General features: G+C 72.7%; 22 protein-coding genes. 15 read left to right on the forward strand and 7 right to left on the reverse strand.

Annotation, left to right across the window (positions count from 1 at the left end):
- Positions 1–240: 240 nt before the first annotated feature.
- Positions 241–1,020, reverse strand: a complete 780-nt coding sequence (locus DNK56_RS19605) for a class I SAM-dependent methyltransferase (protein ID WP_111336583.1) — start codon at positions 1,018–1,020, stop codon at positions 241–243.
- Between the two features lie 210 nt (positions 1,021–1,230).
- On the opposite strand from DNK56_RS19605, the gene mshA reads away from it, so the two are divergent.
- The 3 genes from mshA to DNK56_RS19620 all read left to right on the forward strand — a co-directional run bounded on the left by mshA (position 1,231) and on the right by DNK56_RS19620 (position 4,208).
- Positions 1,231–2,595, forward strand: coding sequence for a D-inositol-3-phosphate glycosyltransferase (gene mshA, locus DNK56_RS19610; RefSeq protein WP_111336585.1), 1,365 nt, complete (start codon positions 1,231–1,233; stop codon positions 2,593–2,595).
- Positions 2,596–2,652: 57 nt separating this feature from the next.
- Positions 2,653–3,177, forward strand: a complete 525-nt coding sequence (locus DNK56_RS19615) for a YbjN domain-containing protein (RefSeq protein ID WP_111336587.1) — start codon at positions 2,653–2,655, stop codon at positions 3,175–3,177.
- A 227-nt stretch (positions 3,178–3,404) separates the two neighbouring features.
- Positions 3,405–4,208, forward strand: a complete 804-nt coding sequence (locus DNK56_RS19620) for a hypothetical protein (RefSeq protein ID WP_111336589.1) — start codon at positions 3,405–3,407, stop codon at positions 4,206–4,208.
- A 7-nt stretch (positions 4,209–4,215) separates the two neighbouring features.
- Here DNK56_RS19620 and DNK56_RS19625 read toward each other — a convergent pair whose 3' ends face one another.
- The 3 genes from DNK56_RS19625 to DNK56_RS19635 form a co-directional block, all read right to left on the reverse strand.
- The gene (locus DNK56_RS19625; protein WP_111336591.1) at positions 4,216–4,458 is read right to left on the reverse strand and encodes a hypothetical protein; all 243 of its coding nucleotides are present in this window, start codon (positions 4,456–4,458) and stop codon (positions 4,216–4,218) included.
- Positions 4,455–4,703, reverse strand: a complete 249-nt coding sequence (locus tag DNK56_RS19630; protein WP_111336593.1) for a hypothetical protein — start codon at positions 4,701–4,703, stop codon at positions 4,455–4,457. Before DNK56_RS19630 ends, DNK56_RS19625 begins: the two co-directional genes overlap by 4 nt.
- A gap of 141 nt (positions 4,704–4,844) precedes the next feature.
- Positions 4,845–5,603, reverse strand: coding sequence for a phosphoglyceromutase (locus DNK56_RS19635; protein ID WP_111336595.1), 759 nt, complete (start codon positions 5,601–5,603; stop codon positions 4,845–4,847).
- 198 nt (positions 5,604–5,801) lie between these two features.
- On the opposite strand from DNK56_RS19635, the gene DNK56_RS19640 reads away from it, so the two are divergent.
- Positions 5,802–7,115 (forward strand): MDR family MFS transporter, encoded by a 1,314-nt coding sequence (locus DNK56_RS19640; RefSeq protein WP_111336597.1) that lies wholly within the window; start codon positions 5,802–5,804, stop codon positions 7,113–7,115.
- A 17-nt stretch (positions 7,116–7,132) separates the two neighbouring features.
- Here DNK56_RS19640 and DNK56_RS35470 read toward each other — a convergent pair whose 3' ends face one another.
- Positions 7,133–7,282, reverse strand: a complete 150-nt coding sequence (locus tag DNK56_RS35470; RefSeq protein ID WP_199564815.1) for a hypothetical protein — start codon at positions 7,280–7,282, stop codon at positions 7,133–7,135.
- A gap of 224 nt (positions 7,283–7,506) precedes the next feature.
- Complete coding sequence (gene phoU / locus DNK56_RS19645; protein WP_111336599.1) at positions 7,507–8,184, reverse strand: phosphate signaling complex protein PhoU; 678 nt, start codon at positions 8,182–8,184, stop codon at positions 7,507–7,509.
- A 209-nt stretch (positions 8,185–8,393) separates the two neighbouring features.
- Here phoU and DNK56_RS19650 point away from each other — a divergent pair, with 209 nt between their 5' ends.
- Positions 8,394–9,668, forward strand: coding sequence for a sensor histidine kinase (locus tag DNK56_RS19650; RefSeq protein ID WP_111336601.1), 1,275 nt, complete (start codon positions 8,394–8,396; stop codon positions 9,666–9,668).
- Complete coding sequence (locus tag DNK56_RS19655; protein ID WP_018519642.1) at positions 9,665–10,345, forward strand: response regulator transcription factor; 681 nt, start codon at positions 9,665–9,667, stop codon at positions 10,343–10,345. The genes DNK56_RS19650 and DNK56_RS19655 overlap by 4 nt, the downstream gene beginning before the upstream one ends.
- Positions 10,346–10,438: 93 nt before the next feature.
- Here DNK56_RS19655 and DNK56_RS19660 read toward each other — a convergent pair whose 3' ends face one another.
- Complete coding sequence (locus DNK56_RS19660; RefSeq protein ID WP_111336603.1) at positions 10,439–11,059, reverse strand: DUF461 domain-containing protein; 621 nt, start codon at positions 11,057–11,059, stop codon at positions 10,439–10,441.
- A gap of 610 nt (positions 11,060–11,669) precedes the next feature.
- Here DNK56_RS19660 and DNK56_RS19670 point away from each other — a divergent pair.
- The 9 genes from DNK56_RS19670 to DNK56_RS19710 all read left to right on the forward strand — a co-directional run bounded on the left by DNK56_RS19670 (position 11,670) and on the right by DNK56_RS19710 (position 22,157).
- Positions 11,670–12,152 (forward strand): CarD family transcriptional regulator, encoded by a 483-nt coding sequence (locus DNK56_RS19670; protein WP_006380568.1) that lies wholly within the window; start codon positions 11,670–11,672, stop codon positions 12,150–12,152.
- A gap of 371 nt (positions 12,153–12,523) precedes the next feature.
- Positions 12,524–13,270: a 2-C-methyl-D-erythritol 4-phosphate cytidylyltransferase gene (gene ispD / locus DNK56_RS19675; RefSeq protein ID WP_111336605.1), complete on the forward strand. Its 747-nt coding sequence runs from the start codon at positions 12,524–12,526 to the stop codon at positions 13,268–13,270.
- On the forward strand, positions 13,260–13,814 hold the full coding sequence (gene ispF / locus DNK56_RS19680) for a 2-C-methyl-D-erythritol 2,4-cyclodiphosphate synthase (protein WP_241990003.1): 555 nt from the start codon (positions 13,260–13,262) through the stop codon (positions 13,812–13,814). The genes ispD and ispF overlap by 11 nt, the downstream gene beginning before the upstream one ends.
- A gap of 129 nt (positions 13,815–13,943) precedes the next feature.
- Positions 13,944–14,534 carry a GNAT family N-acetyltransferase gene (locus tag DNK56_RS19685; protein WP_111336609.1) on the forward strand — a complete coding sequence of 197 codons (591 nt, stop codon included), beginning with the start codon at positions 13,944–13,946 and terminating at the stop codon, positions 14,532–14,534.
- 54 nt (positions 14,535–14,588) lie between these two features.
- Positions 14,589–16,112, forward strand: a complete 1,524-nt coding sequence (locus DNK56_RS19690; protein ID WP_111336611.1) for an ABC transporter substrate-binding protein — start codon at positions 14,589–14,591, stop codon at positions 16,110–16,112.
- A gap of 5 nt (positions 16,113–16,117) precedes the next feature.
- Entirely contained in the window at positions 16,118–17,839 is a 1,722-nt protein-coding gene (locus tag DNK56_RS19695) for an ABC transporter permease subunit (protein WP_111339403.1), read from the forward strand.
- Positions 17,840–17,925: 86 nt separating this feature from the next.
- The gene (cysS, locus tag DNK56_RS19700) at positions 17,926–19,329 is read left to right on the forward strand and encodes a cysteine--tRNA ligase (protein ID WP_111336613.1); all 1,404 of its coding nucleotides are present in this window, start codon (positions 17,926–17,928) and stop codon (positions 19,327–19,329) included.
- Positions 19,330–19,410: 81 nt separating this feature from the next.
- Positions 19,411–20,367 (forward strand): 23S rRNA (guanosine(2251)-2'-O)-methyltransferase RlmB, encoded by a 957-nt coding sequence (rlmB, locus tag DNK56_RS19705; RefSeq protein WP_111336615.1) that lies wholly within the window; start codon positions 19,411–19,413, stop codon positions 20,365–20,367.
- Between the two features lie 134 nt (positions 20,368–20,501).
- Positions 20,502–22,157 carry a DoxX family membrane protein gene (locus tag DNK56_RS19710; protein ID WP_241990004.1) on the forward strand — a complete coding sequence of 552 codons (1,656 nt, stop codon included), beginning with the start codon at positions 20,502–20,504 and terminating at the stop codon, positions 22,155–22,157.
- Positions 22,158–22,219: the final 62 nt, after the last annotated feature.

Below are 22,219 nucleotides of genomic sequence, written 5' to 3' on the forward strand. Positions count from 1 at the left end.
GATCTGATTAACCGCCAGTAACATGTAGCGCTGGCGCGATCGTGCCACGCCGCACCGAAAAGCAACAGAGGCCGATACACCCCGGCCGTAGGGCACCCGCACACCCCGTCCGTCGCTCCCCGCCGCCCCCGCGATTCCGGTGCCCACTGACTCCGACGAACGATCGCCGTCCGCCGTTCCCACCTCATGGGTGAATCCCGGCGCGAAACGGCGCACCGCGGCGACCCGTGAACGCGCCTCTCACGCCCCCCTGGGCTCCAGCGCCGCCCACTCCACCGTCACCTCGCCCTGGCGCCAGCGCCGTACCCCGTCCGTCAGCGGCCAGTCGGCCGAGAGCGACCGCACCGCCGTGATCCAGCGCTGCCGGGCCCCCAGTGACGCGTACGGCGCGGCCGCCGCCCACGCCCGGTCGAAGTCGCGCAGGAACGCGTGCACCCGCTCGCCCGGCACATTGCGGTGGATGAGCGCCTTCGGCAGCCGTTCGGCGAGATCGGACGGCCGGTCCAGCGAGCCGAGCCGGGTCGCGAAGGTCACCGTGCGCGGACCCCCGGGCCCGAGCGCCACCCACACATGCCGGCGACCGATCTCGTCGCAGGTGCCCTCCACCAGCAGCCCGTCCGGCGCCAGCCGGCCGCACAGCCGCTGCCAGACGGCGGCCACCTCGCCCTCGTCGTACTGGCGCAGCACATTCGCCGCCCGGATCAGCACCGGCCGGCGGGGCAGCGGAATCTCGAAGCCGCCGTGCAGGAAGGCCAGGCCCTCGCGCGCGTACGGCTGCGCGGCGGCCACCCGGTCCGGGGAGATCTCGATGCCGACCACCTCCGTGCGCGGCTCGGCGGTGCGCAGACGGGCCAGCAGCTCGACGGCGGTCCAGGGCGCCGCCCCGTAACCGAGGTCGACGGCGACGGGGGCGTCGGCGCGGCGCAGGGCGGGGCCGTGCGTGGCGGCGATCCAGCGGTCCATGCGGCGCAGCCGGTTCGGATTGGTGGTCCCGCGCGTCGCGGTGCCGATCGGGCGCATGACACCGAGCGTAACGATCCGGGCGGATGCGGTCGCCGGGCGGTCGGGCGATGATCGGGCGACGCGCCAGCTTTCTGCCGTAACGATTCGGCAAAGTGGAAATGAAAAGGGCGGCCGCCGCTGTTCGCCACCTTCGAAGGGATCGTGCGCCCTTCGGTGCCATGCCGTGAACCGTGCCGGTACCGGGGCCCAGCGAGGAGGACGGACGACGTGACCCAGTACGTCTCTCGGCTCGGCACCAGCCGTGGCGCACCGCGTCGCAGGTTCCCCGCAGGACTCGCCGGCTCCTTCGCCGCAGGCCATCGCAGGCCGCGCCGCATCGCGATGCTGTCCGTGCACACCTCCCCGCTGCACCAGCCGGGCACGGGCGACGCCGGCGGCATGAACGTGTACATCGTGGAGCTGGCCAGGCGGCTCGCCGCGATCAACATCGAGGTCGAGATCTTCACCCGCTCCACCACCGGCGGGCTGCCCGCCGCCGTGGAACTGGCGCCCGGCGTCCTCGTCCGGCACGTGGACGCGGGGCCGTACGAGGGACTGGCCAAGGAGGAGCTGCCCGCCCAGCTCTGCGCCTTCACGCACGGCGTGATGCAGGCGTGGGCCGGTCAGCGCCCCGGCTACTACGACCTCGTGCATTCCCACTACTGGCTCTCCGGACACGTCGGCTGGCTCGCCGCGCAGCGCTGGGGCGTACCCCTCGTCCACGCCATGCACACCATGGCGAAGGTCAAGAACGCCGCGCTCGCCGAGGGCGACACCCCCGAGCCCGCCGCCCGCGTCATCGGCGAGACCCAGATCGTCGACGCCGCCGACCGGCTCATCGCGAACACCGCCGAGGAGGCCGACGAACTCGTCCGCTTCTACGACGCCGACCCGCGCTCCGTCGCCGTGGTCCACCCCGGCGTCAACCTCGACCGCTTCCGCCCGGCCGACGGCCGCGCCGCCGCCCGCGCCCGCCTCGGCCTTCCGCAGGACGCCCTGATCCCGCTCTTCGCGGGCCGCATACAGCCGCTGAAGGCCCCGGACGTGCTGCTGCGCGCCGTCGCCGTGCTGCTCGACCGCAACCCCGCGCTGCGCTCCCGCGTCGTGGTGCCCGTCGTCGGCGGCCCCAGCGGCAGCGGTCTCGCCAAGCCGGAGGGGCTGCAGAAGCTCGCGGCCCGGCTGGGCATCGCGGACGTCGTACGGTTCCACCCGCCGGTCGGGCAGGACCAGCTCGCCGACTGGTTCCGGGCCGCGTCCGTGCTGGTCATGCCCTCGTACAGCGAGTCCTTCGGCCTGGTCGCCGTCGAGGCCCAGGCGGCCGGCACGCCGGTCGTCGCGGCGGCGGTGGGCGGCCTTCCGGTGGCCGTGCGCGACGGGGTGAGCGGCTTCCTGATACCGGGGCACGAGCCGGCGGCGTACGCGCGGGCGCTGGAGCGGTTCGCGGCGGCGCCGGAGCTGGTCGCCCGGATGGGCGAGGCGGCGGCGGAGCACGCGCAGCGGTTCGGCTGGGACACGGCGGCGGCCGGTACGGCCGAGGTGTACACGGCGGCGGTCCAGGGCCACCGCAGGCGTACCCGCACCCGCCTCCCGTAACCCTCACCGCACCCGCCCCCGACCGCGCGGCCTCACCGGCTGACGTACGCTCGAAACATGGCTGACGCACCCGTACCGGCAGACGACGAGGGCGTCCGCGCCGCGCAGGTCCTCGAAGCGGTGTTCGCGGATGCCGGGCTCGACTGGGAGAGCCCCGCCCCCGGCAACTACGTCGTCCAGCTCCCCGGTACCCGCAAGCTCGCCACCACCTGCTCGCTGATCGTCGGCGCGCACAGCCTCTCCCTCAACGCCTTCGTCATCCGCCACCCCGACGAGAACGACGCGGCGGTGCACCGCTGGCTGCTGGAGCGCAATCTGCGCCTGTTCGGCGTCGGTTACGCGATCGACCGGCTCGGGGACATCTACCTCACCGGCAAGCTGCCGCTCTCCGTGGTGACGCCCGACGAGGTGGACCGGCTGCTCGGCTCCGTCCTGGAGGCGGCGGACGGCGCGTTCAACTCGCTGCTGGAAATCGGCTTCGCGACCGCGATCCGCAAGGAGTACGCCTGGCGGGTCTCGCGCGGTGAATCCACCCGCAATCTGGACGCGTTCGCCCACCTCACACAGCGCCCCGCCGGCTGACCGCGCGTCACCCCGTACGGCCGGTAAGACCGTTTCGCCTTGGCAATGGGCGCGAACTGATCACGACGACGTCACGATCAGCTGCAATGCCCAAGGTAAAGGATTGCCAAACCACAGCGGCCTCATAGAGTTGGCTCACCCCACGAACACCCCCCATTTCAGGCCGCGCCGAACCCGGTACGGCTGCTCACGTGCGGGCGAAACACCTTGAGACAGAAGGACGGTCCATGCGACCCACTGCCATACGCCGTACCGCCGTTGCCGCCACCGTGATGTCCCTCGCCCTGTTCACCGCCGCCTGCGGTTCGGACAGCGACGACAAGGACAGCGGCAAGGCGGCCGGTTCGTCGGCCCAGCCTTCGGAGAAGGCCGCCGACAAGGGCGCGGACCAGCCCGCCGCGAAGGTGCTGTCCGCCGCCGAGCTGGAGAAGGTCTCGCTCGAGCAGGGTGACGTCAAGGGCCACAAGGTCACGAAGGCCGGCGCGGTCGACAAGATCGACGCCAAGGACGTCACTGCGGACAAGGAGTCCTGCGACGTCCTCGCCGACCTGCTGATGGGCGCCAAGGCCGGTTCGCCCGCCGCCTCCACGCAGCGCAAGGTGATCAGCGAGCCGAAGGCGGACGCCGCCAAGGACAGCGAGGACCTCGACGAGGCGTTCGGCGCCGCCTTCGACATCACGACGACCATGACCACGCTCGCCTCCTACGAGGGCAAGGGCGCCGAGGAGGCGCTGGCCTCCCTGCGCACGGCCGCGACCGACTGCGCGGGCGGCTTCACGATCACCGCCGCCGGTGACAAGCAGAAGGTCACCAAGATCCAGGAGGAGCAGGTCGAGGGCGGCGAGGAGGCCGGCGCCTGGACCGTGACGATCAAGGCGGACGACGGGAACATGGCGCTCAAGCTCGTCGCGCTGCGCCAGGGCAGCACGCTGGCCTCGTTCAGCGCCATGAACCTCGCGGCCGCGGGCACCGGCAAGGACTTCGACCTGCCGACCGCGGTCGTCGACGCCCAGGCGAAGAAGCTCGCCTGACGCGCGCTCAGGGCAGCGGGACGAGCCGTACGACGGTGACGGTCAGGACCGACCCGGAGACGTAGTAGAGCACGATCGCCCCGGCGACCGTCGCCTCACGGCGGTCGTGCTCCCCCTTGACGGCGGTCGAGCCGTGCCCGTACGGCTCGGCCCCCAGGGTCGCCGCCATCCGGTCCCGGAAGGCGTCACCGTCCCGCATCTTCGCCAGGGTGTCGTCGGCGGGCGGTGCGAAGGAGATCCGGAAGCTCAAGCGACGCTCCGCCTCTCGGCCTCGTCCCGCGCCAGCCGGTCCAGAATCCGCTCGGCCTCCGGATCGGGGACGGCCTCCAGCATCCAGTGCCGCATCACGGCCTGGATCTCGTGCACCCCGGCCTCGTTGATGGCCCGGTCGAACTCCGCCCGCCGCCCCTCGGGCAACGCGTCCCGGATGGCCGGAATGCTGTTGGGCACCTCGACCTCGGCACCCCCGACAAAGGTCTTCAAAGGCTCACCCATGTCCGCCCTCCCACTCTTCCCCGCATGCCGCACAGCGTACGGCGAGGGGTGAGCGGCGTCACACGGACCCGGGGTCCGGGCAGCGAAGAGCCCCCCGTTCGCGGATCGCTCCGCGAACGGGGGGCTTCTCCGGGCGGGTTGTTACTTCTTGCCCTGGTTCTTCACGGCTTCGATGGCGGCCTTGGCGGCGTCCGCGTCGAGGTAGGTGCCGCCCGGGTTCAGGGGGCGGAACTCGGCGTCGAGCTCGTAGGAGAGCGGGATGCCCGTGGGGATGTTCAGGCCCGCGATGTCGGCGTCGGAGATGCCGTCGAGGTGCTTGACCAGGGCGCGGAGGCTGTTGCCATGGGCGGCGACCAGGACCGTGCGGCCGGTCAGGAGGTCCGGGACGATGCCGTCGTACCAGTACGGCAGCATGCGCGTGACGACGTCCTTGAGGCACTCCGTGCGCGGGCGCAGCTCCGGCGGGATCGTCGCGTAGCGCGCGTCGCCGCTCTGCGAGAACTCGGTGCCGTCCTCCAGGGCGGGCGGCGGGGTGTCGTACGAGCGGCGCCAGAGCATGAACTGCTCCTCGCCGAACTCGGCGAGCGTCTGGGCCTTGTCCTTGCCCTGGAGGGCGCCGTAGTGGCGCTCGTTCAGACGCCAGGAGCGGTGTACGGGAATCCAGTGGCGGTCCGCGGCCTCCAGGGCGAGCTGGGCGGTGCGGATGGCGCGCTTCTGGAGCGAGGTGTGCAGCACATCGGGGAGCAGACCGGCGTCCTTCAGCAGCTCACCGCCGCGGACCGCCTCCTTCTCGCCCTTCTCGGTGAGGTTGACGTCCACCCAACCGGTGAACAGGTTCTTCGCGTTCCATTCGCTCTCGCCGTGGCGGAGGAGGATCAGCTTGTACGGTGCGTCGGCCATGAGTCCGAGCGTAATCGAACCCGTCCCGGCGGCGCGCGACCGGTCACAGGGCGGACAGGGGAGCGGGACGGCCCGCGACGTTTGACGGCGGCCGTCAATCGAGTGGCCGGGGAACCTTTCGGGTTCGTAATGTTCGGAGCGCCGATGGGCCGCTTACGCCCCGGCTCCGTCCTTCGTGCGTCCCCGGGGGGAACCCGTATGTCTGCCACCGGTCTCGGACGGGCCGCCCGGGCCACCCGGGAGACGGTCTCCGGCCTCCCCCGGGAGTTCTGGTGGCTGTGGACCAGCACCCTGGTCAACCGCCTCGGGGCGTTCGTCGCCACCTTCATGGCGCTCTATCTGACCCTGGACCGCGGCTACTCCGCCTCGTACGCCGGTCTCGTCGCCGCCCTGCACGGGCTCGGCGGGGTCGTGTCCTCGCTCGGGGCCGGGGTGATGACGGACCGGTTCGGGCGCCGGCCCACCATGCTGGTCGCCCAGCTCGCCACCGCCGCGTCCGTCGCCGTGCTCGGCTTCATGACGCATCCGGTGGCCATCGCCGGGGTAGCCTTCCTCGTCGGCATGGCGAGCAACGCGTCCCGCCCGGCGGTCCAGGCGATGATCGCCGACATCGTGCCCGCCGAGGACCGGGTGCGGGCCTTCTCGCTCAACTACTGGGCCATCAACCTCGGCTTCGCGGTCTCCTCCGCCGGCGCCGGGTTCATCGCCGAGTACAGCTACCTCGCGGGCTTCGTCGGCGAGGCCGCCATGACGCTGGTCTGCGCGATCGTCGTCTTCCTGAAGGTGCCCGAGTCCCGGCCGGAGCACTCCGGCGCTCCCGCGGCCGGCGGGACAGCGGCGGACGACGGCGTACGGCTGTCCACCGTGCTGCGCGACGGCCGGTTCATGGGCGTCGTCGGCCTGTCGTTCGTGATCGCGCTCATCTTCCAGCAGGGCTACGTGGGCCTGCCGGTGGCGATGGGCACGGACGGGCTCAGCAGCTCCGACTTCGGCACGGCGATCGCCGTCAACGGCGTCCTCATCGTCGTGCTCCAGATCCCCGTCACGCGGTTCATCCAGAGCCGCGATCCGCGTCGGCTGCTGGTCGCCTCCTCGCTGCTCGCGGGGTACGGGTTCGGGCTGACCGCCTTCGCCGGCTCGGTCGGCGTGTACGCGCTGACCATCTGCGTGTGGACCGTCGCCGAGATCATCAACGCGCCCGTGCAGAACGGCCTGATCGTCCAGTTGTCGCCCGCGCACGGCCGGGGCCGCTACCAGGGGATGTACACCCTGTCCTGGTCGGCCGCCGCGTTGATCGCGCCCCTGATGTCCGGTGTGGTCATCGACCACTTCGGCGCCGGCTGGCTGTGGGCGACCTGCGCCGTCCTGGGCACCGTCGCCGCCGCCGGGTACTGGCTGCTCATGCGCGGGCTGCCCGCGACGGGGACCAGCGGCCCGCAGGAGACCGTGCCCGAGGTGCCCGCGCCGGAGCCCGGGGTACGGGTCACGAAGGCGGAGGCATCGCCCTCGTGACCCGTACGGTCCGGGGCTCAGCCCGAGCAGCCCCCGCACTGGCACGGCGCACCGGACTGGCAGCCGCACCCGCAGCCCGATCCGCAGCCGCAGGCGCCCAGAACGGTCAGGTGCACCACCTCGACAGGGGCCTCCTGCTCGGATTCGGTCATGGGGGAATCGGCCATGGTTCCTCCTCAAGGCGTACGTCGGGCCGCAGGCCCACGCGGGACGCGCGACCGGGGCGTACGGACACGTCGTGCCGCCCCACCCCATTCCATGCCCACCCGTACGGGCGCATCAACGGCGCACTTGCGCAGGAACGTCTGTACGAGCCGTGCGCGCGGGCGTGCGCCGCGGCTCTCCGCGCCCCGCCCTTCCCGCGCCGAGGGCGCCCCACACCTCCGTACGCCTACGAGCCCTCCACCGGGGCCGGCTGCTGGATCTCGTCCGCGTGCTCGCCGGTCACCAGGTAGACGACGCGCTTGGCCACCGACACCGCGTGGTCGGCGAACCGCTCGTAGTAGCGGCCGAGCAGCGTCACGTCGACGGCCGTCTCGATGCCGTGCTTCCAGCGGTCGTCCATCAGGTGCTGGAACAGCGTGCGGTGCAGCAGGTCCATCTCGTCGTCGTCCTGCTCCAGCTGGAGCGCCAGGTCGACGTCCTTGGTGATGATCACCTCGGCCGCCTTCGCCATCAGGCGCTGCGCGAGCTGGCCCATCTCCAGGATGGTGGCGTGCAGGTCGTGCGGGACCGTGGTCTGCGGGAACCGCAGCCGGGCCAGCTTGGCGACGTGCTGGGCGAGGTCGCCCGAGCGCTCCAGGTCGGCGCTCATCCGCAGCGACGTCACCACGATCCGCAGATCGGTCGCCACCGGCTGCTGGCGCGCCAGCAGGGCGATCGCACGGGCCTCCAGCTCGTGCTGGAGGTCGTCCACCTTCTGGTCGGCGGCGATCACCGACTCCGCGAGCTTGAGATCGGCGTCGAGCATCGACGTCGTCGCCCTGCCTATCGCCGACCCGACGAGCCGGGCCATCTCGACCAGGCCCTCGCCGATCGAGTCGAGTTCCTCGTGGTATGCGTCACGCATGGGTGTCCCTCTCCAGTCCTTGACCGAGGCCGGGGGCCGCCGACGACCGGCTCCGAACCCCACGGCAATCACCGTGACGGGCGTACGCGTCGGATTCCGACCGGCCAAGTGAACCGTCTCTTGCCCCTCGGTGAACTCTGGGCGACGAGTGGCCGAGGAGGCCACAGGACGGCTGGGAGAGTGTCCGAGAAGCCGCATAACCTGGACACATGGACGTGAACGCGGCGGTCGCCGCAGCTGCCGCGATCGCCGGTGTCGGTACCGGCGTGATCGCCATGCTGGCGTTCCGCTGGAGCGAGCGCGACCAGAAGAAGCCGACGCGCACCTCCCTGCGGCCCGACAGCAACACGCCCCTGCCCCCCGGCGTCGACACGGTCCTGTCCGTGCTCAGCTCCTCGGCGGTCGTGCTGGACGAGGGCGACGGGGTGGTCAAGGCCAGCTCCGCCGCGTACGCGCTGGGGCTGGTCCGGGGCGGCCGGCTCGCCGTGGAACCGATGCTCAACATGGCGCGGGACACCCGGCGGGACGGCGAGATACGCCAGGTCGAACTGGACCTCCCGCGCCGGGGCACGGGCCGGGGCGAGGCCCTGGCGGTCTCCGCGCGGGTCGCCCCGCTGGGTTCCCGGCTGGTGCTGCTGCTGGTCGAGGACCTCACCGAGGCCCGGCGCATCGAGGCGGTCCGGCGCGATTTCGTCGCCAACGTCAGCCATGAGCTCAAGACGCCGACGGGCGCCCTGTCGCTGCTCTCGGAGGCCGTGCTCGACGCCTCCGACGACCAGGAGGCGGTGGAGCACTTCGCCCGCCGCATGCAGATCGAGGCGACCCGGCTCACCAACCTCGTCCAGGAGCTGATCGACCTCTCGCGGGTGCAGAACGACGACCCGCTGGAGGACGCCGAGCCGGTCCGGGTGGACGAGCTGGTGGCCGAGGCCATCGACCGCTGCCGCCAGCAGGCCGGCACCAAACAGATCACCATGGCCGCCGGCGGCACCGCCGACCTGCGGATATGGGGGAACCGCGGCCAGCTCGCCGCCGCCCTCGGCAATCTCGTCGAGAACGCCGTCAACTACAGCCCCGCCCGTACCCGCGTCGGCATCGCAGCCCGCCGCGTGGTCGTCCCCGGCGGGGACGAGATCGAGATCGCCGTGACCGACCAGGGCATCGGCATCTCCGAGAAGGACCGGGAACGGGTCTTCGAACGCTTCTACCGCGTCGATCCCGCCCGCTCACGCGCCACCGGTGGTACGGGTCTCGGCCTGGCCATCGTCAAACACGTGGCCGCCTCGCACGGCGGGGAGGTCACCGTATGGAGCTCCGAAGGACAGGGCTCCACCTTCACCCTGCGGCTGCCCGAAGCGGGCTCCGCACGCGGCCGGGACCGCGCATCGGGCGGCCCGCTCATCGTCAACGGCGACGAGGCGTCCCACCCGGACGCCGCCCCCGATCCCTTCGAACCGCTTTCTTCCCCGGAGGCTCTTCCGTGACCCGAGTGCTTGTCGTCGAGGATGAGGAATCCTTCAGCGACGTCCTGTCCTACATGCTCCGCAAGGAGGGCTTCGAGGTCGCCATCGCGGCCACCGGGCCCGACGGCCTGGACGAGTTCGAGCGCAACGGCGCCGACCTCGTCCTGCTCGACCTGATGCTTCCCGGGCTCCCCGGCACCGAGGTCTGCCGCCAGCTGCGCAGCCGGTCCAACGTGCCGGTGATCATGGTCACCGCGAAGGACAGTGAGATCGACAAGGTCGTCGGCCTGGAGATAGGGGCCGACGACTACGTCACCAAGCCCTTCTCCTCGCGCGAGCTGGTCGCCCGCATCCGTGCCGTGCTGCGCCGCCGGGGCGAGCCCGAGGAGGTCGCGCCCGCCGCCCTGGAGGCGGGCCCGGTCCGGATGGACGTGGACCGGCACGTCGTCACGGTCTCCGGCGGCAAGGTCGACCTGCCGCTCAAGGAGTTCGACCTGCTGGAGATGCTGCTGCGCAACGCGGGCCGGGTGCTGACCCGCATGCAGCTCATCGACCGGGTCTGGGGCGCGGACTACGTCGGCGACACCAAGACCCTCGACGTCCATGTGAAGCGGCTGCGCGCCAAGATCGAGCCCGACCCGGGCGCGCCGAGGTTCCTGGTGACGGTGCGCGGCCTGGGCTACAAGTTCGAGCCGTAAACCGCGGGCCGGTATACGGCTGAGGCGCCTCCCCCGGTGGGGAAGGCGCCTCAGCCGTTATGCGTGGTGCGGGCGGGACTTTCAGAACACGCCTCAGCTCGCCGAGGACTCGCCGGACGGGGTGGTGGAGGCGTCGGGAGCGGCGGAGCCGGTCGCGGAGGCGGACGGCGAAGCCTCCGGCGCCTGCGGGGGCTCGGGCAGCGCGCTGGGGCCGAAGTCCTTGAAGTAGCCGGACGACGGGACGACGGAGGCGCCGAGGGAAACCTCGCCCGTCTCGCTGAAGTTGAAGACCAGGGGCTGGACGTCGCCGTTCTTCGGGGCCTCGTCGCCGTTCTCGATGACGGCGGAGGCGTTGCCCCGGCCGCCGAGGATGACCCGGCCACCGGCCGGGACGACGACCGGGCCGGAGCCCTCGGCGGCGTGCAGCCGCACCGAGCCGCTGCCACCGGTCAGGGTGATGGATTCGAGGGTCTCGGCCTTGGGGCCGGCGTTGAAGACCGTGGCGGTGACGGCCGCGGGGCCCTGGGCGCCGGCCTCGGCCTGGGTGATGACGTTGACGTTCTGGACCTTGATCGCGCCGGACTGGGTGGACGCGTTGTCCGGCCGGACTCCGAGCGTCGCCGCGTTGTTGCCCGCGGCGCACGCGGAGAGCGCGGTGATCGAGAACGCGATGGCAGTGGCGGCGAGAGCGCCGTGTCGAAGGCTGCGGCTCACGGCGGCGGCAACTCCTTGAACGAGCGGACGGTTACGGACGGGTCGGGCGCGTGGTGTAAAGCCGCCCTAAGAGTCTGTCAGCCGCCAGGTTACCGAGCCCTCCTCGCCGCTTCGCACCCGACCCGCCCCTGACGCGACGGCGATCCCGGGCCCCGGTCGTGTTCGGGCATTCGCGGTCTCTTCACAAAACGCGCGTGATCAAATTCCGGCCCGGCGTTCACCGCGGGCTCCGTGGCTGTTCACGGACGGTGGCGCATTCCTTGCGCATAATCCCCGGCGCGGCCGTACGTTGATCAATTTCATTGGCCATCGGCAGTTACGCCCGAACGAGTGATCCAGTGCCGAACGGACTACGGAAAGCTCGGTAACCGGAACCCGACAAAACGGGACTTTCGCCCCCTTCGGCGTGCGTCGGAGTGCGTGTAGGGTCCGCGTTTCCCTGTCCCCGTACTACGGCTCCGACCTGCGAATACCGTCTTCCGGAGGCTCTCCGCAGCACGTCCGTGTCGCAGTTGTCAAGCCCCGAGATATGCCCTGACCTGCGAAAACGCCATTCAGGAGTTGCGATTCTCGTGTTACGCTTGATAGCCACGGAAGGGGTACCTGTCACATGACGTTCAAGGTTGGCGACACCGTGGTCTATCCCCATCACGGGGCCGCGCTGATCGAGGCTATCGAAACTCGCCAGATCAAAGGCGTGGACAAGACCTACTTGGTGCTCAAGGTCGCTCAGGGCGACTTGACGGTGCGTGTGCCGGCGGACAATGCGGAGTTCGTGGGCGTGCGCGACGTAGTCGGGCAGGAAGGGCTGGACCGCGTCTTCGAGGTGCTGCGCGCACCGTATGCCGAGGAGCCGACGAACTGGTCCCGGCGCTACAAGGCAAATCTCGAGAAGCTCGCGTCCGGCGATGTCATCAAGGTCGCCGAAGTGGTGCGCGACCTGTGGCGCCGCGAGCGTGAGCGCGGACTCTCCGCAGGTGAGAAGCGCATGCTCGCCAAGGCCCGCCAGATCCTGGTGAGCGAACTCGCCCTCGCGGAGAACACCAACGAGGACAAGGCCGAGGCCCTCCTCGACGAGGTTCTCGCATCCTGAACCGGACGGCACCGGTCGTCGTGACGACCACCGGATCGCACCGGCCGTAGAGAATATGCCGCGGTGCCCGCTGACCACCCCTGTACAGGGAGTGTGTCGTCGGGCGCTGCGGCATGTCCGGACCGCAATCCAACGGCGAATTCCAGCCATCCGCCCGTGCCCGGCGTCCCGGTGCACGACCTTGGTACGTTGCTCGCGATCTTGCTGGACCCGGCGTGCGGAACCGGCTCCGAGCGGCCACGGCGTGCCCCGGCCCGCCCGGGGTCACGGAAAGGGTCCCGGTCGAGTCATGGCGCAGCGCCCCGGCTCGCTTCTGGCCATACCCACGTCGGCCGTGGACACAAACATGCCGAAGCCTCGGAGTGCAACCGATGTCTGAACAACCGCGACCTTCCCGCACGGCCGCCGTGATTCCCGCGGCCGGCCGCGGCGTACGGCTCGGACCGGGCGCCCCCAAAGCGCTCCGGGCGCTCGGCGGTACGCCCATGCTCATCCATGCCGTTCGGGCCATGGCCGCCTCGCGGCACGTGTCCCTCGTCGTCGTCGTCGCCCCGCCGGCGGGCGCGGCCGAGGTCCGCCACCTCCTCGACGAGCACGCGCTGCCCGAGCGCACCGACTTCCTCGTCGTGCCCGGCGGCGACACCCGCCAGGAATCCGTGAAGCGGGGCCTCGACGCCCTCCCCGACACCGTTTCCACCGTCCTCGTCCACGACGCGGCCCGCCCGCTCGTCCCCGTGGACACCGTGGACGCGGTCATCGAGGCCGTCCGCGACGGCGCCCCGGCCGTCGTTCCCGCCCTGCCGCTCGCCGACACCGTCAAGGAGGTCGAGCCCGGCGCCCCCGGCGCGCCCGAGCCGGTCCTCGCCACCCCGGTCCGCGCCCGGCTCCGGGCCGTGCAGACCCCGCAGGGCTTCGACCGCGCGACCCTGCTGCGTGCCCATGAGCAGGTCGCCGTGGACGGCGAGGGCGCGACCGACGACGCCGGCATGGTCGAACAGCTCGGCGAGCCGGTCGTCGTCGTGCCCGGACACGAAGAGGCGTTCAAGGTGACCCGGCCGCTGGACCTCGTCCTGGCCGAGGCGGTTCTCGCACGCAGGAGGGCGAACGATGGCTTCTGAGACCCCCGCACCCGACAAGGCCCCCGCGCCCGACCGGAGCCCCGCACCCGCTGCGGCCCCCGCGCCCGTGATTCCGCTCGTCGGCATCGGCACCGACATCCACGCCTTCGAGGAGGGCCGCGAGCTCTGGTGCGCCGGGCTGCGCTGGGACGGCGAGGGCCCCGGGCTCGCCGGCCACTCGGACGCGGACGTCGTCGCGCACGCCGCGTGCAACGCCCTCTTCTCCGCCGCCGGCCTCGGTGATCTCGGGCAGCACTTCGGCACCGGGCGCCCGGAGTGGTCCGGCGCCGCGGGCGTCACCCTGCTCACCGAGGCCGCCCGCATCGTCCGGGCGGCGGGCTTCGAGATCGGCAACGTGGCCGTCCAGGTCGTCGGCGTACGCCCGAAGATCGGCAAGCGGCGCGACGAGGCGCAGCGGGTGCTCTCGGACGCGGTCGGGGCCCCCGTCTCGCTGTCCGCCGCCACGTCGGACGGGCTCGGTTTCACCGGGCGGGGCGAGGGCATCGCGGGGATCGCGACCGCCCTGGTGTACCGCACCGGCTGACGCGGCCGGGACGGGCCGGTCGGCTGACCCGCCCGTCCCGGTGTCGCGGGCCCCGTCCTTGTTGCACATCCTTCGCACGTACGCTGGTACGGCAATGATGTGGCGGGCGAGGATCGGTGGGACTGCGGGATGACGACTGCCATGGGAACCGCGGCGGTGCGGGCCGGTGCCGGGGAGTACGTCCTGCGCACCGCGGGGCCGGCGGACATCGGCGGGGCGCGGGCCGTGATGCTCGACACCGTCTACCGCGATCTGCGCTCCGGTTACGTGCCGCGCTGGCACGCCGACATCATCGATCCGGAGGCCGCCTATCTGCGGCCGGCCCGCTGCACGCTGCTGGTGGCCGAGTACGCGGGCGAGATCGTCGCCACCGGCGCCGTGCGCGACCGGGGGCCGCAGGCGCCGCCCAATCCGCAGTGGGTCGCCGACCGCTTCCCGTCCGGCACCACGGCGCAGCTGTGCCGGATCTATGTGCGGCCGGAGCACCGCAGGCACGGCCTGGCCCGCCGCATGGTGCGCGAGCTGTGCGCCTTCGTGGCGCGGGCCGGTGGCTACGAGGCGGTCTATCTGCACACCGACCCGGCCGTGCCGGGCGCCGAGCCGTTCTGGCGGTCCCTCGCGCGGGAGGTGTGCGACGAGCGCGCGCTGCCGGGCGGCGGCCAGGGCATCGTCCACTTCGAGCTGCCGCTGCCACGGGCCGGGGACCCCTCGGAGTCGTGAACGGGTCGCACCCCGCCGAGTAAATGACAATGATTTTCATATAAGGTCGTCGCCATGCCCACCCCCCGCCGTCGTCGCTCCGCGCTGCCGCTGATCCTGTCCGCGACCGCCCTCCTCGTCCCGCTCGCCACCGCCTGTTCGAGCGGCTCCGACGCAGGCGGCGCGTCCGGCGACGGGCAACGCCTCCGGGTCGTCATGGCCTTCCCGCCCGCCCAGGCCATGTCCCCCTACGGGGACGACGCCGTCACCCTGAGCCGCCTCGCCGTCATCGAGGGCCTCACCGCCCTGAACCGCGAGGGCGCGGCTACACCCGCGCTGGCCACATCCTGGAAGCGCGACAACCCCACGACCTGGACCTTCACCCTGCGCAAGGCGACCTTCCAGGACGGAACCGCCGTGGACGCCGCCGCGGTCGCCCGCTCGCTGAACGCCGCCGACAAGGCGTCGCCCGGCCCCCGCGTCCTGTCCGACACCGGCGTCACCGCCACGGCACGGGGCGCCGACACCGTACGGATCGTCACCGACGAGGCCGACCCGCTGCTGCCCCAGCGCCTCGCCAACCCCTCCCTCGCCATCCTGTCCGGGGCCGCCTACGCGGACGGCAAGGTGAACCCCGCCGGACACGCCACCGGACCCTTCACCCTCACCGCCGTCAAGGGCGCCGTCAGCGCCACCCTGGAACGCAACGACGCCTACTGGGGCGGCAAGGCCGAGGCCCCCGGCGCCGACGTCACCTTCGTCGCCGACGGCACCGCCCGCGCCAACGCCCTGCGCACCGGGACCGTCGACGTCGCCGAGTACATACCGGTCTCCCAGGTCTCCCTGCTCGGCGACGGGCTCGCCCACTCCTTCTCCTCCGCCCGCACCAACGGCCTCTCCCTCAACACCCGGCGCGGCGTCTTCGCCGACCCGGCGATGCGCGCCGCCGCCCGCGAGGCCATCGACTCCCCGGCCCTCGTCAAGGCCGTCTACGAGGGCCGCGCCGACGCCGGACAGGGGCTCCTCGGCCCCGGCGTCCCCTGGGCCGACACCGTGCGCAAGGCCCCCACCGGACGGGCGGACGCCGCCGACAGGGCGCGGGTCGCCGCGGCCGGGGAGATCGTCCTCGCCACCTACACCAACCGGCCCGAACTCCCCGAGGCCGCCACCGTCGTCCAGGAACAGCTCCGGAAGCGCGGCTTCACCGTCAAGCAGGTCGTCCGCGACTACGCCCAGATGGAGGCCGACGCGCTCGCCGGCGAGTACGACGCGTTCATCCAGGCCCGCAACACCCTCCTGGACACCGCCGACCCCGTCTCCTACCTGGCGTCCGACTTCACCTGCGACGGCAGCTTCAACATCTCCCAGCTGTGCGACGAGCACGTCGACGCCGCCGTCGCCGAGGCCGCCGCCACCGCGTCGGCCGACGCCCGCCGTCGCGCCGTCGCGACCGCCGAGGCCCGCGTCCTCGGCACCGACGCCCTCGTCCCGCTCGTCCACGAACGCTTCGTCCAGGGGTACGACGACTCCCGCGTGCGCGGCGTCGCCCTCGACCCTCTGGAACGCACCCTCATCACCGCCGACACCCGCGTCGGGTGACCGGGGTGAAGCACCTCGCCGGACGGGGCGCCGCACTCCTCGCGGTCCTCGCCGTCATCGGACTGCTGCCCCGCCTCACCCACACCGACCCCGCCCGCACCGTCCTGCACGCCCGTTACGCGGACCGGGCCCCCACCGCCGAAACCCTCGACGCCATCCGGGCCGAAACCGGACTCGACGGCAACCCGTTCCGCCTCCTCGGCGACTGGCTCACCGGACTCCTGCACGGCGACCTCGGCACCTCCTGGGTCTCCGGACAGCCCCTCACCGCCGACACCCTGTCCGCCCTCGGCGTCTCCCTCGCCCTGATGGGCGTCTCGCTCACCGCAGCCCTCCTCACCGCGGCCGCCCTCGCCGCCCGCACCCTGCGCCGGGGAGCGCGCCGCCGCACCGCCCCCGCCCGCGCCGGCACCGCGGCCGCCGTGCTCGCCGCGCTCCCCGAGTTCCTCATCGCCGCCGTGCTCGCCGCGGTCGTCGCCGTCCAGCTCGGCCGGCTCCCCGCGCTCGGCTGGGGCACGCCCCGGCACGCCGTGCTGCCCGCGCTCGCCATGGGCATCCCGGCGGGCGCCCTCATCGGCCGGCTCCTGGACGACGCGCTGCCCGCCGCCTTCGCCGAACCCTGGGCCCGCGCCGCCACCGCACACGGCCTGCCCGCCCATCGCACCGCGCGCCACGCGCTGCGCCGCACCCTGCCCGGCCTGCTGCCGCAGATCGGGCTGACCGTCGTCGGGCTCACCGGCGGGGCCGTCGCCGTGGAGACCCTCTACGCCATCCCCGGCCTCGGCTCCACCGCCCTGGCCGCCGCAGCCGCCCAGGACCTGCCCGCCCTCCGGGCCTGCGTCCTCGTCCTGCTGCTCCTCGGCGCCGCCGCCGGGCTCGCCGCCCGCCTGGCCACCCGCGCCCTCCTCGGCCCCGCGCTGGACGACCGCGCCCTCCCCGCCCTGGTCCCGCCCGCCGCCCGCGCCGGCCGGTCCCTCCGCGTCTGCGCCGTCCTGCTCGCCGCCCTCTTCGCCGCCACCGTCCTCGCCGGACTCCTGCGCGACCCGCTCCACATCGACGCCGCCGCCCGCCTCGCCGCCCCCACCTCCGGGCACCCCCTCGGCACCGACTCCCTCGGGCGCGACGTCCTCGCCCGCCTCGGCCACGGAGCCGCCCGCACGGTGGTGACCGCCCTGGCCGTCGCCGCCGCCACCCTCGTCATCGGCCTCGTCCTCGGAGCCGTACGCGCCACCGCGCTCACCGAGACCGCCAACGCCCTGCCCGCGATCCTCACCGGCCTCGTCGTCGCGGGGATCGCCGGACCCGGCCCGTGGAGCGCGGCGATCGCCGTCACCGCCGTCGCCTGGGCCCCGCTCGCCGCCCACACCAGCGCCCTCTGCGCCCAGGAGCGCGCCGCGCCCCACCTCGCCGCCGCCCGCGCGCTCGGCGCGGGCCGGCTCCATCTGCTGCGCCGCCACCTCCTGCCCGGCGTCCTGCCGCCCGTGGCCCGGCACGCCGCCCTGCGCGTGCCCGCGCTCGCGCTGGCCCTCGCGTCGCTCGGCTTCCTCGGCCTCGGCGCCGCGCCGCCCTCGCCGGAGTGGGGCCGCATGCTCTCGGAGAACCTGCCCTACGCCGAACGCGCGCCCTGGGCCGTACTCGCCCCCGCCGCGGCCCTCGCCGTGCTCGGCGTCCTGACCGTTCTCACGGCCGCGGCCGTGCGGGGCCGGACCGGCCGGCGCGTGCCGTGAGCGGGCCCGGCCGCGCCGAGTAACAACTGTGATCGCAATATCCACAGGGGCGCCGGGCACTGGTGCGGGCCCACTACCCTTGAGGGGTGACTATTCGCCTGTACGACACCAGCGCCCGGCAGATCCGTGATTTCGTCCCGCTCACCACGGGTTGCGTCTCGATCTACCTCTGCGGCGCGACCGTCCAGGCCGCCCCGCACATCGGGCACATCAGGTCCGGACTGAACTTCGACATCATGCGCCGCTGGTTCGCGTACCGCGGCTACGACGTGACGTTCGTCCGGAACGTCACCGACATCGACGACAAGATCATCACGAAGTCCGCCGAGCAGGGCCGCCCCTGGTGGTCCATCGGCTACGAGAACGAGCGGGCGTTCAACGACGGCTACGACGCCCTCGGCTGCCTGCCGCCCACCTACGAGCCCCGCGCCACCGGGCACGTGCCCGAGATGATCGAGATGATGCGGGGCCTCATCGAGCGTGGCCACGCCTACGCGGCGGACGGCAACGTCTACTTCGACGTCCGCTCGTTCCCCGGCTATCTGGAGCTGTCCAACCAGGAGCTGGACGATCTGCGCCAGCCCTCCGGCGAGGGCGAGACCGGCAAGCGCGACCAGCGCGACTTCGCCATGTGGAAGGCGTCCAGGCCCGGCGAGCCCAGCTGGGAGACGCCCTGGGGCCGCGGCCGCCCCGGCTGGCACCTGGAGTGCTCCGCCATGGCCCACAAGTACCTCGGCACCGCCTTCGACATCCACGGCGGCGGCCTCGACCTGATCTTCCCGCACCACGAGAACGAGATCGCCCAGGCCAAGGCGTTCGGCGACGCGTTCGCGACGTACTGGGTGCACAACGCCTGGGTCACGATGTCCGGCGAGAAGATGTCGAAGTCCCTCGGCAACTCCGTCCTCGTCAGCGAGATGGTCAAGCACTGGCGCCCCATCGTCCTGCGCTACTACCTCGGCACCCCGCACTACCGGTCGATGATCGAGTACAGCGAAGAGGCCCTGCGTGAGGCCGAGTCCGCGTTCGCCCGCATCGAGGGCTTCATCCAGCGGGTCACCGAGAAGGCCGGCGAGACCGTCGCCGCCGCCCCCGAGGTGCCGCCGGCCTTCGCCGAGGCGATGGACGACGACCTCGGCGTCCCGCAGGCCCTGGCGATCATCCACACCACGGTCCGCCAGGGCAACTCCGCCCTCGCCGCCGACGACAAGGAAGCCGCCGTCGAGCGCCTCGCCGAGGTCCGCGCCATGCTCGGCGTCCTCGGCCTCGACCCGCTCGATGACCACTGGGCCGTGGACAACGACCGCGGCGACGACCTCCACGGCGTCGTGGACACCCTCGTCCGACTCGTCCTCGACCAGCGCCAGTCGGCCCGCGCCCGCAAGGACTGGCCCGCCGCCGACGCCATCCGCGACCAGCTCAACCAGTCCGGACTCGTCATCGAGGACAGCCCGTCCGGCCCCCGGTGGACACTCGGCCCGCGCCAGTAGCTCCTCCGCATGCCGCCCGGTCCGCCGGGCGGCACACTGCACTTATACGTACGCACGACGAAGCAACGAAACAGGTAGGTCATGGCCGGGAACAGCCAGCGCAGGAACCGCCGCACGTCCAACAAGAAGGGCGCGCAGGTCGGCAGCGGTGGCCAGCGACGCCGGGGCCTGGAGGGCAAGGGCCCCACCCCGCCCGCCGCCGCCCGCAAGGGGCACAAGAAGAACCGCGTCGCCAACGCCCAGGCCAAGCACGCCGCCAACCGCCGCCCCGTCCCCCGGCGCGGCGGCGTCAAGGGCACCTCCGAGATGGTCGTCGGCCGCAACCCCGTCTACGAGGCCCTGCGCGACGGCGTCCCCGCCACCACGCTCTACGTCCAGCAGTACATCGACAACGACGAGCGCGTCCGCGAGGCCCTCCAGCTCGCCGGCGAGCGCGGCAACATCAACCTGATGGAAGCCCCCCGCCCCGAACTCGACCGCATGACGGGCGGGCTCAACCACCAGGGCCTCGTCCTCCAGGTCCCGCCCTACGAGTACGCGGACCCGCAGGACCTCCTCGAAGCCGCCCACGACAACGGCGAGGACCCGCTCATCGTCGCCCTCGACGGCGTCACCGATCCGCGCAACCTCGGCGCCATCGTCCGCTCCGTCTCCGCCTTCGGCGGCCACGGCGTCGTCGTGCCCGAGCGCCGCGCCGCCGGGATGACCGCCGGAGCCTGGAAGTCCTCGGCCGGCACCGCCGCCCGTACCCCGGTCTCCAAGGTCACCAACCTGACGCGCGCCCTCGAAGCCTTCAAGAAGGAGGGCATCGCCGTCGTCGGCCTCGCCGCCGACGGCGAGCACACCGTCGAGGACCTCGAAGCCCTCGGCGGTCCCGTGGTCGTCGTCATCGGCAGCGAGGGCAAGGGCCTGGGCCGCCTCGTCGGCGAGACCTGCGACTACCGCGTCCGCATCAACATGCCGGGCGGAGCCGAGTCCCTCAACGCCGGTGTCGCCGCCGGCATCGTCATGTACGAGGTCGCCCGCCGCCGCGCCTGACCGGCCCGGCGCGGTCCGCGGGGGCGTGCGCGCACACCTGCGCGCCCCCGCGCACCACGCCCACCACCTGTTGACGGGTCGCGGACACTTCGGCGCCGTCAAGGCAGTGTCCTAATCACACATCACTCGGTTAGATGAGTGTGGACACCAGAACGCCTCGGTTCGACGAACTACCCGCCCTGAGCATGACCAAGGTGGACTGCGACCCTGCGCAGGTCATCGTCAACCACGCCAGCTTCCGGGTGCAGCTCGCCCCCGGCCAGCGCGCACGGCTGCGCGGTGTGACCCCCGCAGGCGCGCCCAGGATTCCCGCCATGAGCGCCCCCGGAGCCGGACGCGGCCGGCGCGCCCCCGTCGTCTGGAGCGGCAAGTCCGCCCCCGGCGACCCCGGTGCGACCGGGCTGCTCCAGGCCGTACGCAACTCCACCAACGGCCGCCCGGACAGCGCGTACGACCCCTACGAGCCGTACGCGCCCTACGAGTTCGGCGGCGAGCGCGGCGGTGCCGGCACGCAGGTCATCCCGCGCCTCGACGAGTCCTCCCTGGAGGAGACCCAGCCGAACCCCGTCATCGGCGCACCCCGCTCCGGCGGGCCGCTGCTGCCCCCGATGCGCCGGGCGGTCGGCGCCTACGACGCCGTGGACTCCGGCCCGTACGACCCCGACCGTCACGAACCGTACGACGACGACCTCGGCGACGGGGACGACGACGCGCGCGGCAGGCGCCAGGGCGGCACCGACGACGTGCGGCACGCGTACTACCCCGGCCGCCGGATGAACCTCGGCGTCGTCCTCCTGCCCATGCGGGTCTTCCTCGGTTTCATCTCCATCTACGCGGGCATGGGCAAGCTCTGCGACCCCGTCTACTTCGACGGCGGCGAACGCGGCTCCATGGTGAAGTGGCTCAACTCGCTCCACCCGTGGGCCCTCGCCGAACCCCTGCGCGACTTCGCCCTCTCCCACCCGGTGGGCGCGGGGCTCTCCATCGCCTTCCTCCAGGTCGTCGTCGGTGTCCTCACCGTCCTGGGGCTCTGGCAGCGCGTCGCCGCCATCGTCGGCGCTCTGCTGTCCGCCGCCCTCCTGGTCACCGTCAGCTGGCGCAGCGTCGCCGCGTACGACGCGCCGGACATCATCTACCTGGCCGCCTGGAGCCCGCTGATCATCGCGGGCGCCCCCGTCTACTCGCTGGACGGGCGGCTCGCGGGGGAGGCCTGGCGCAAGCTCGGCCCGCGCTCGGAGATCTGGGACCTGCGCCGCCGTGTGCTGCGCCGGGGCGCCGTCGTCGCGAGCATCGTCGTCGGCCTCACGCTGCTGATCGGTTCCGTCCTCGGCGGCGCCGTCCGCTCCTCCGGTGTCGTCACGGTCCCCGGCCCGCACGGCGTTCCCACCAACCGGCTCCCCGGCTCCCCGCTCCCGGAGAAGTCCCGCGACGACAAGCCGTCCAAGAGCCCGAGCGACGACCGGCCGACCCCCGTCCACAGCACCGCGCCCTCCACCCCGGCCGCCGAAGCCTCCGCCCCGGCGTCGGAGACGGTCCGGGAGACGGGCGGCCAGACCGCGGGCGCGAGCACCGGACAGCCCAGCCAGACCCAGGGCACCGGCCAGCAGCCCCCGCAGCAGACCACCCCCCAGCAGCCCCCCGCCACCAGCACCGGCCCCAGCTCCTCCGGGACCACCGGCACCGGCGGCGGCTCCACCACCGGCGGCTCCGAGCCCGACCCGGGCTCCACCTCCGGCGGTACGGACGGCACTTCGAGCGGCCGCAACCCGATCGGCGGCCTCCTGGGCTGAGCGCGAGCGCCCGCGAGGGAAGAGGGGCGGGCCCGGAGGACTTCCTCCGGGCCCGCCCCTCT

This window comes from Streptomyces sp. AC1-42W (assembly GCF_003248355.1).
Taxonomy (GTDB): Bacteria; Actinomycetota; Actinomycetes; order Streptomycetales; family Streptomycetaceae; genus Streptomyces.

Coding starts and splice junctions, on each gene's coding strand:
- phoU (WP_111336599.1), bottom strand. CDS start 8,184: ATGCGTGACGCATACCACGAGGAACTCGACTCGATCGGCGAGGGCCTG.
- DNK56_RS19690 (WP_111336611.1), top strand. CDS start 14,589: ATGCCCACCCCCCGCCGTCGTCGCTCCGCGCTGCCGCTGATCCTGTCC.
- DNK56_RS19685 (WP_111336609.1), top strand. CDS start 13,944: ATGACGACTGCCATGGGAACCGCGGCGGTGCGGGCCGGTGCCGGGGAG.
- ispD (WP_111336605.1), top strand. CDS start 12,524: ATGTCTGAACAACCGCGACCTTCCCGCACGGCCGCCGTGATTCCCGCG.
- DNK56_RS19605 (WP_111336583.1), bottom strand. CDS start 1,020: ATGCGCCCGATCGGCACCGCGACGCGCGGGACCACCAATCCGAACCGG.
- DNK56_RS19650 (WP_111336601.1), top strand. CDS start 8,394: ATGGACGTGAACGCGGCGGTCGCCGCAGCTGCCGCGATCGCCGGTGTC.
- DNK56_RS19620 (WP_111336589.1), top strand. CDS start 3,405: ATGCGACCCACTGCCATACGCCGTACCGCCGTTGCCGCCACCGTGATG.
- DNK56_RS19615 (WP_111336587.1), top strand. CDS start 2,653: ATGGCTGACGCACCCGTACCGGCAGACGACGAGGGCGTCCGCGCCGCG.
- DNK56_RS35470 (WP_199564815.1), bottom strand. CDS start 7,282: ATGGCCGATTCCCCCATGACCGAATCCGAGCAGGAGGCCCCTGTCGAG.
- DNK56_RS19670 (WP_006380568.1), top strand. CDS start 11,670: ATGACGTTCAAGGTTGGCGACACCGTGGTCTATCCCCATCACGGGGCC.
- DNK56_RS19630 (WP_111336593.1), bottom strand. CDS start 4,703: ATGGGTGAGCCTTTGAAGACCTTTGTCGGGGGTGCCGAGGTCGAGGTG.
- DNK56_RS19635 (WP_111336595.1), bottom strand. CDS start 5,603: ATGGCCGACGCACCGTACAAGCTGATCCTCCTCCGCCACGGCGAGAGC.
- DNK56_RS19640 (WP_111336597.1), top strand. CDS start 5,802: ATGTCTGCCACCGGTCTCGGACGGGCCGCCCGGGCCACCCGGGAGACG.
- rlmB (WP_111336615.1), top strand. CDS start 19,411: ATGGCCGGGAACAGCCAGCGCAGGAACCGCCGCACGTCCAACAAGAAG.
- DNK56_RS19710 (WP_241990004.1), top strand. CDS start 20,502: ATGAGTGTGGACACCAGAACGCCTCGGTTCGACGAACTACCCGCCCTG.
- ispF (WP_241990003.1), top strand. CDS start 13,260: ATGGCTTCTGAGACCCCCGCACCCGACAAGGCCCCCGCGCCCGACCGG.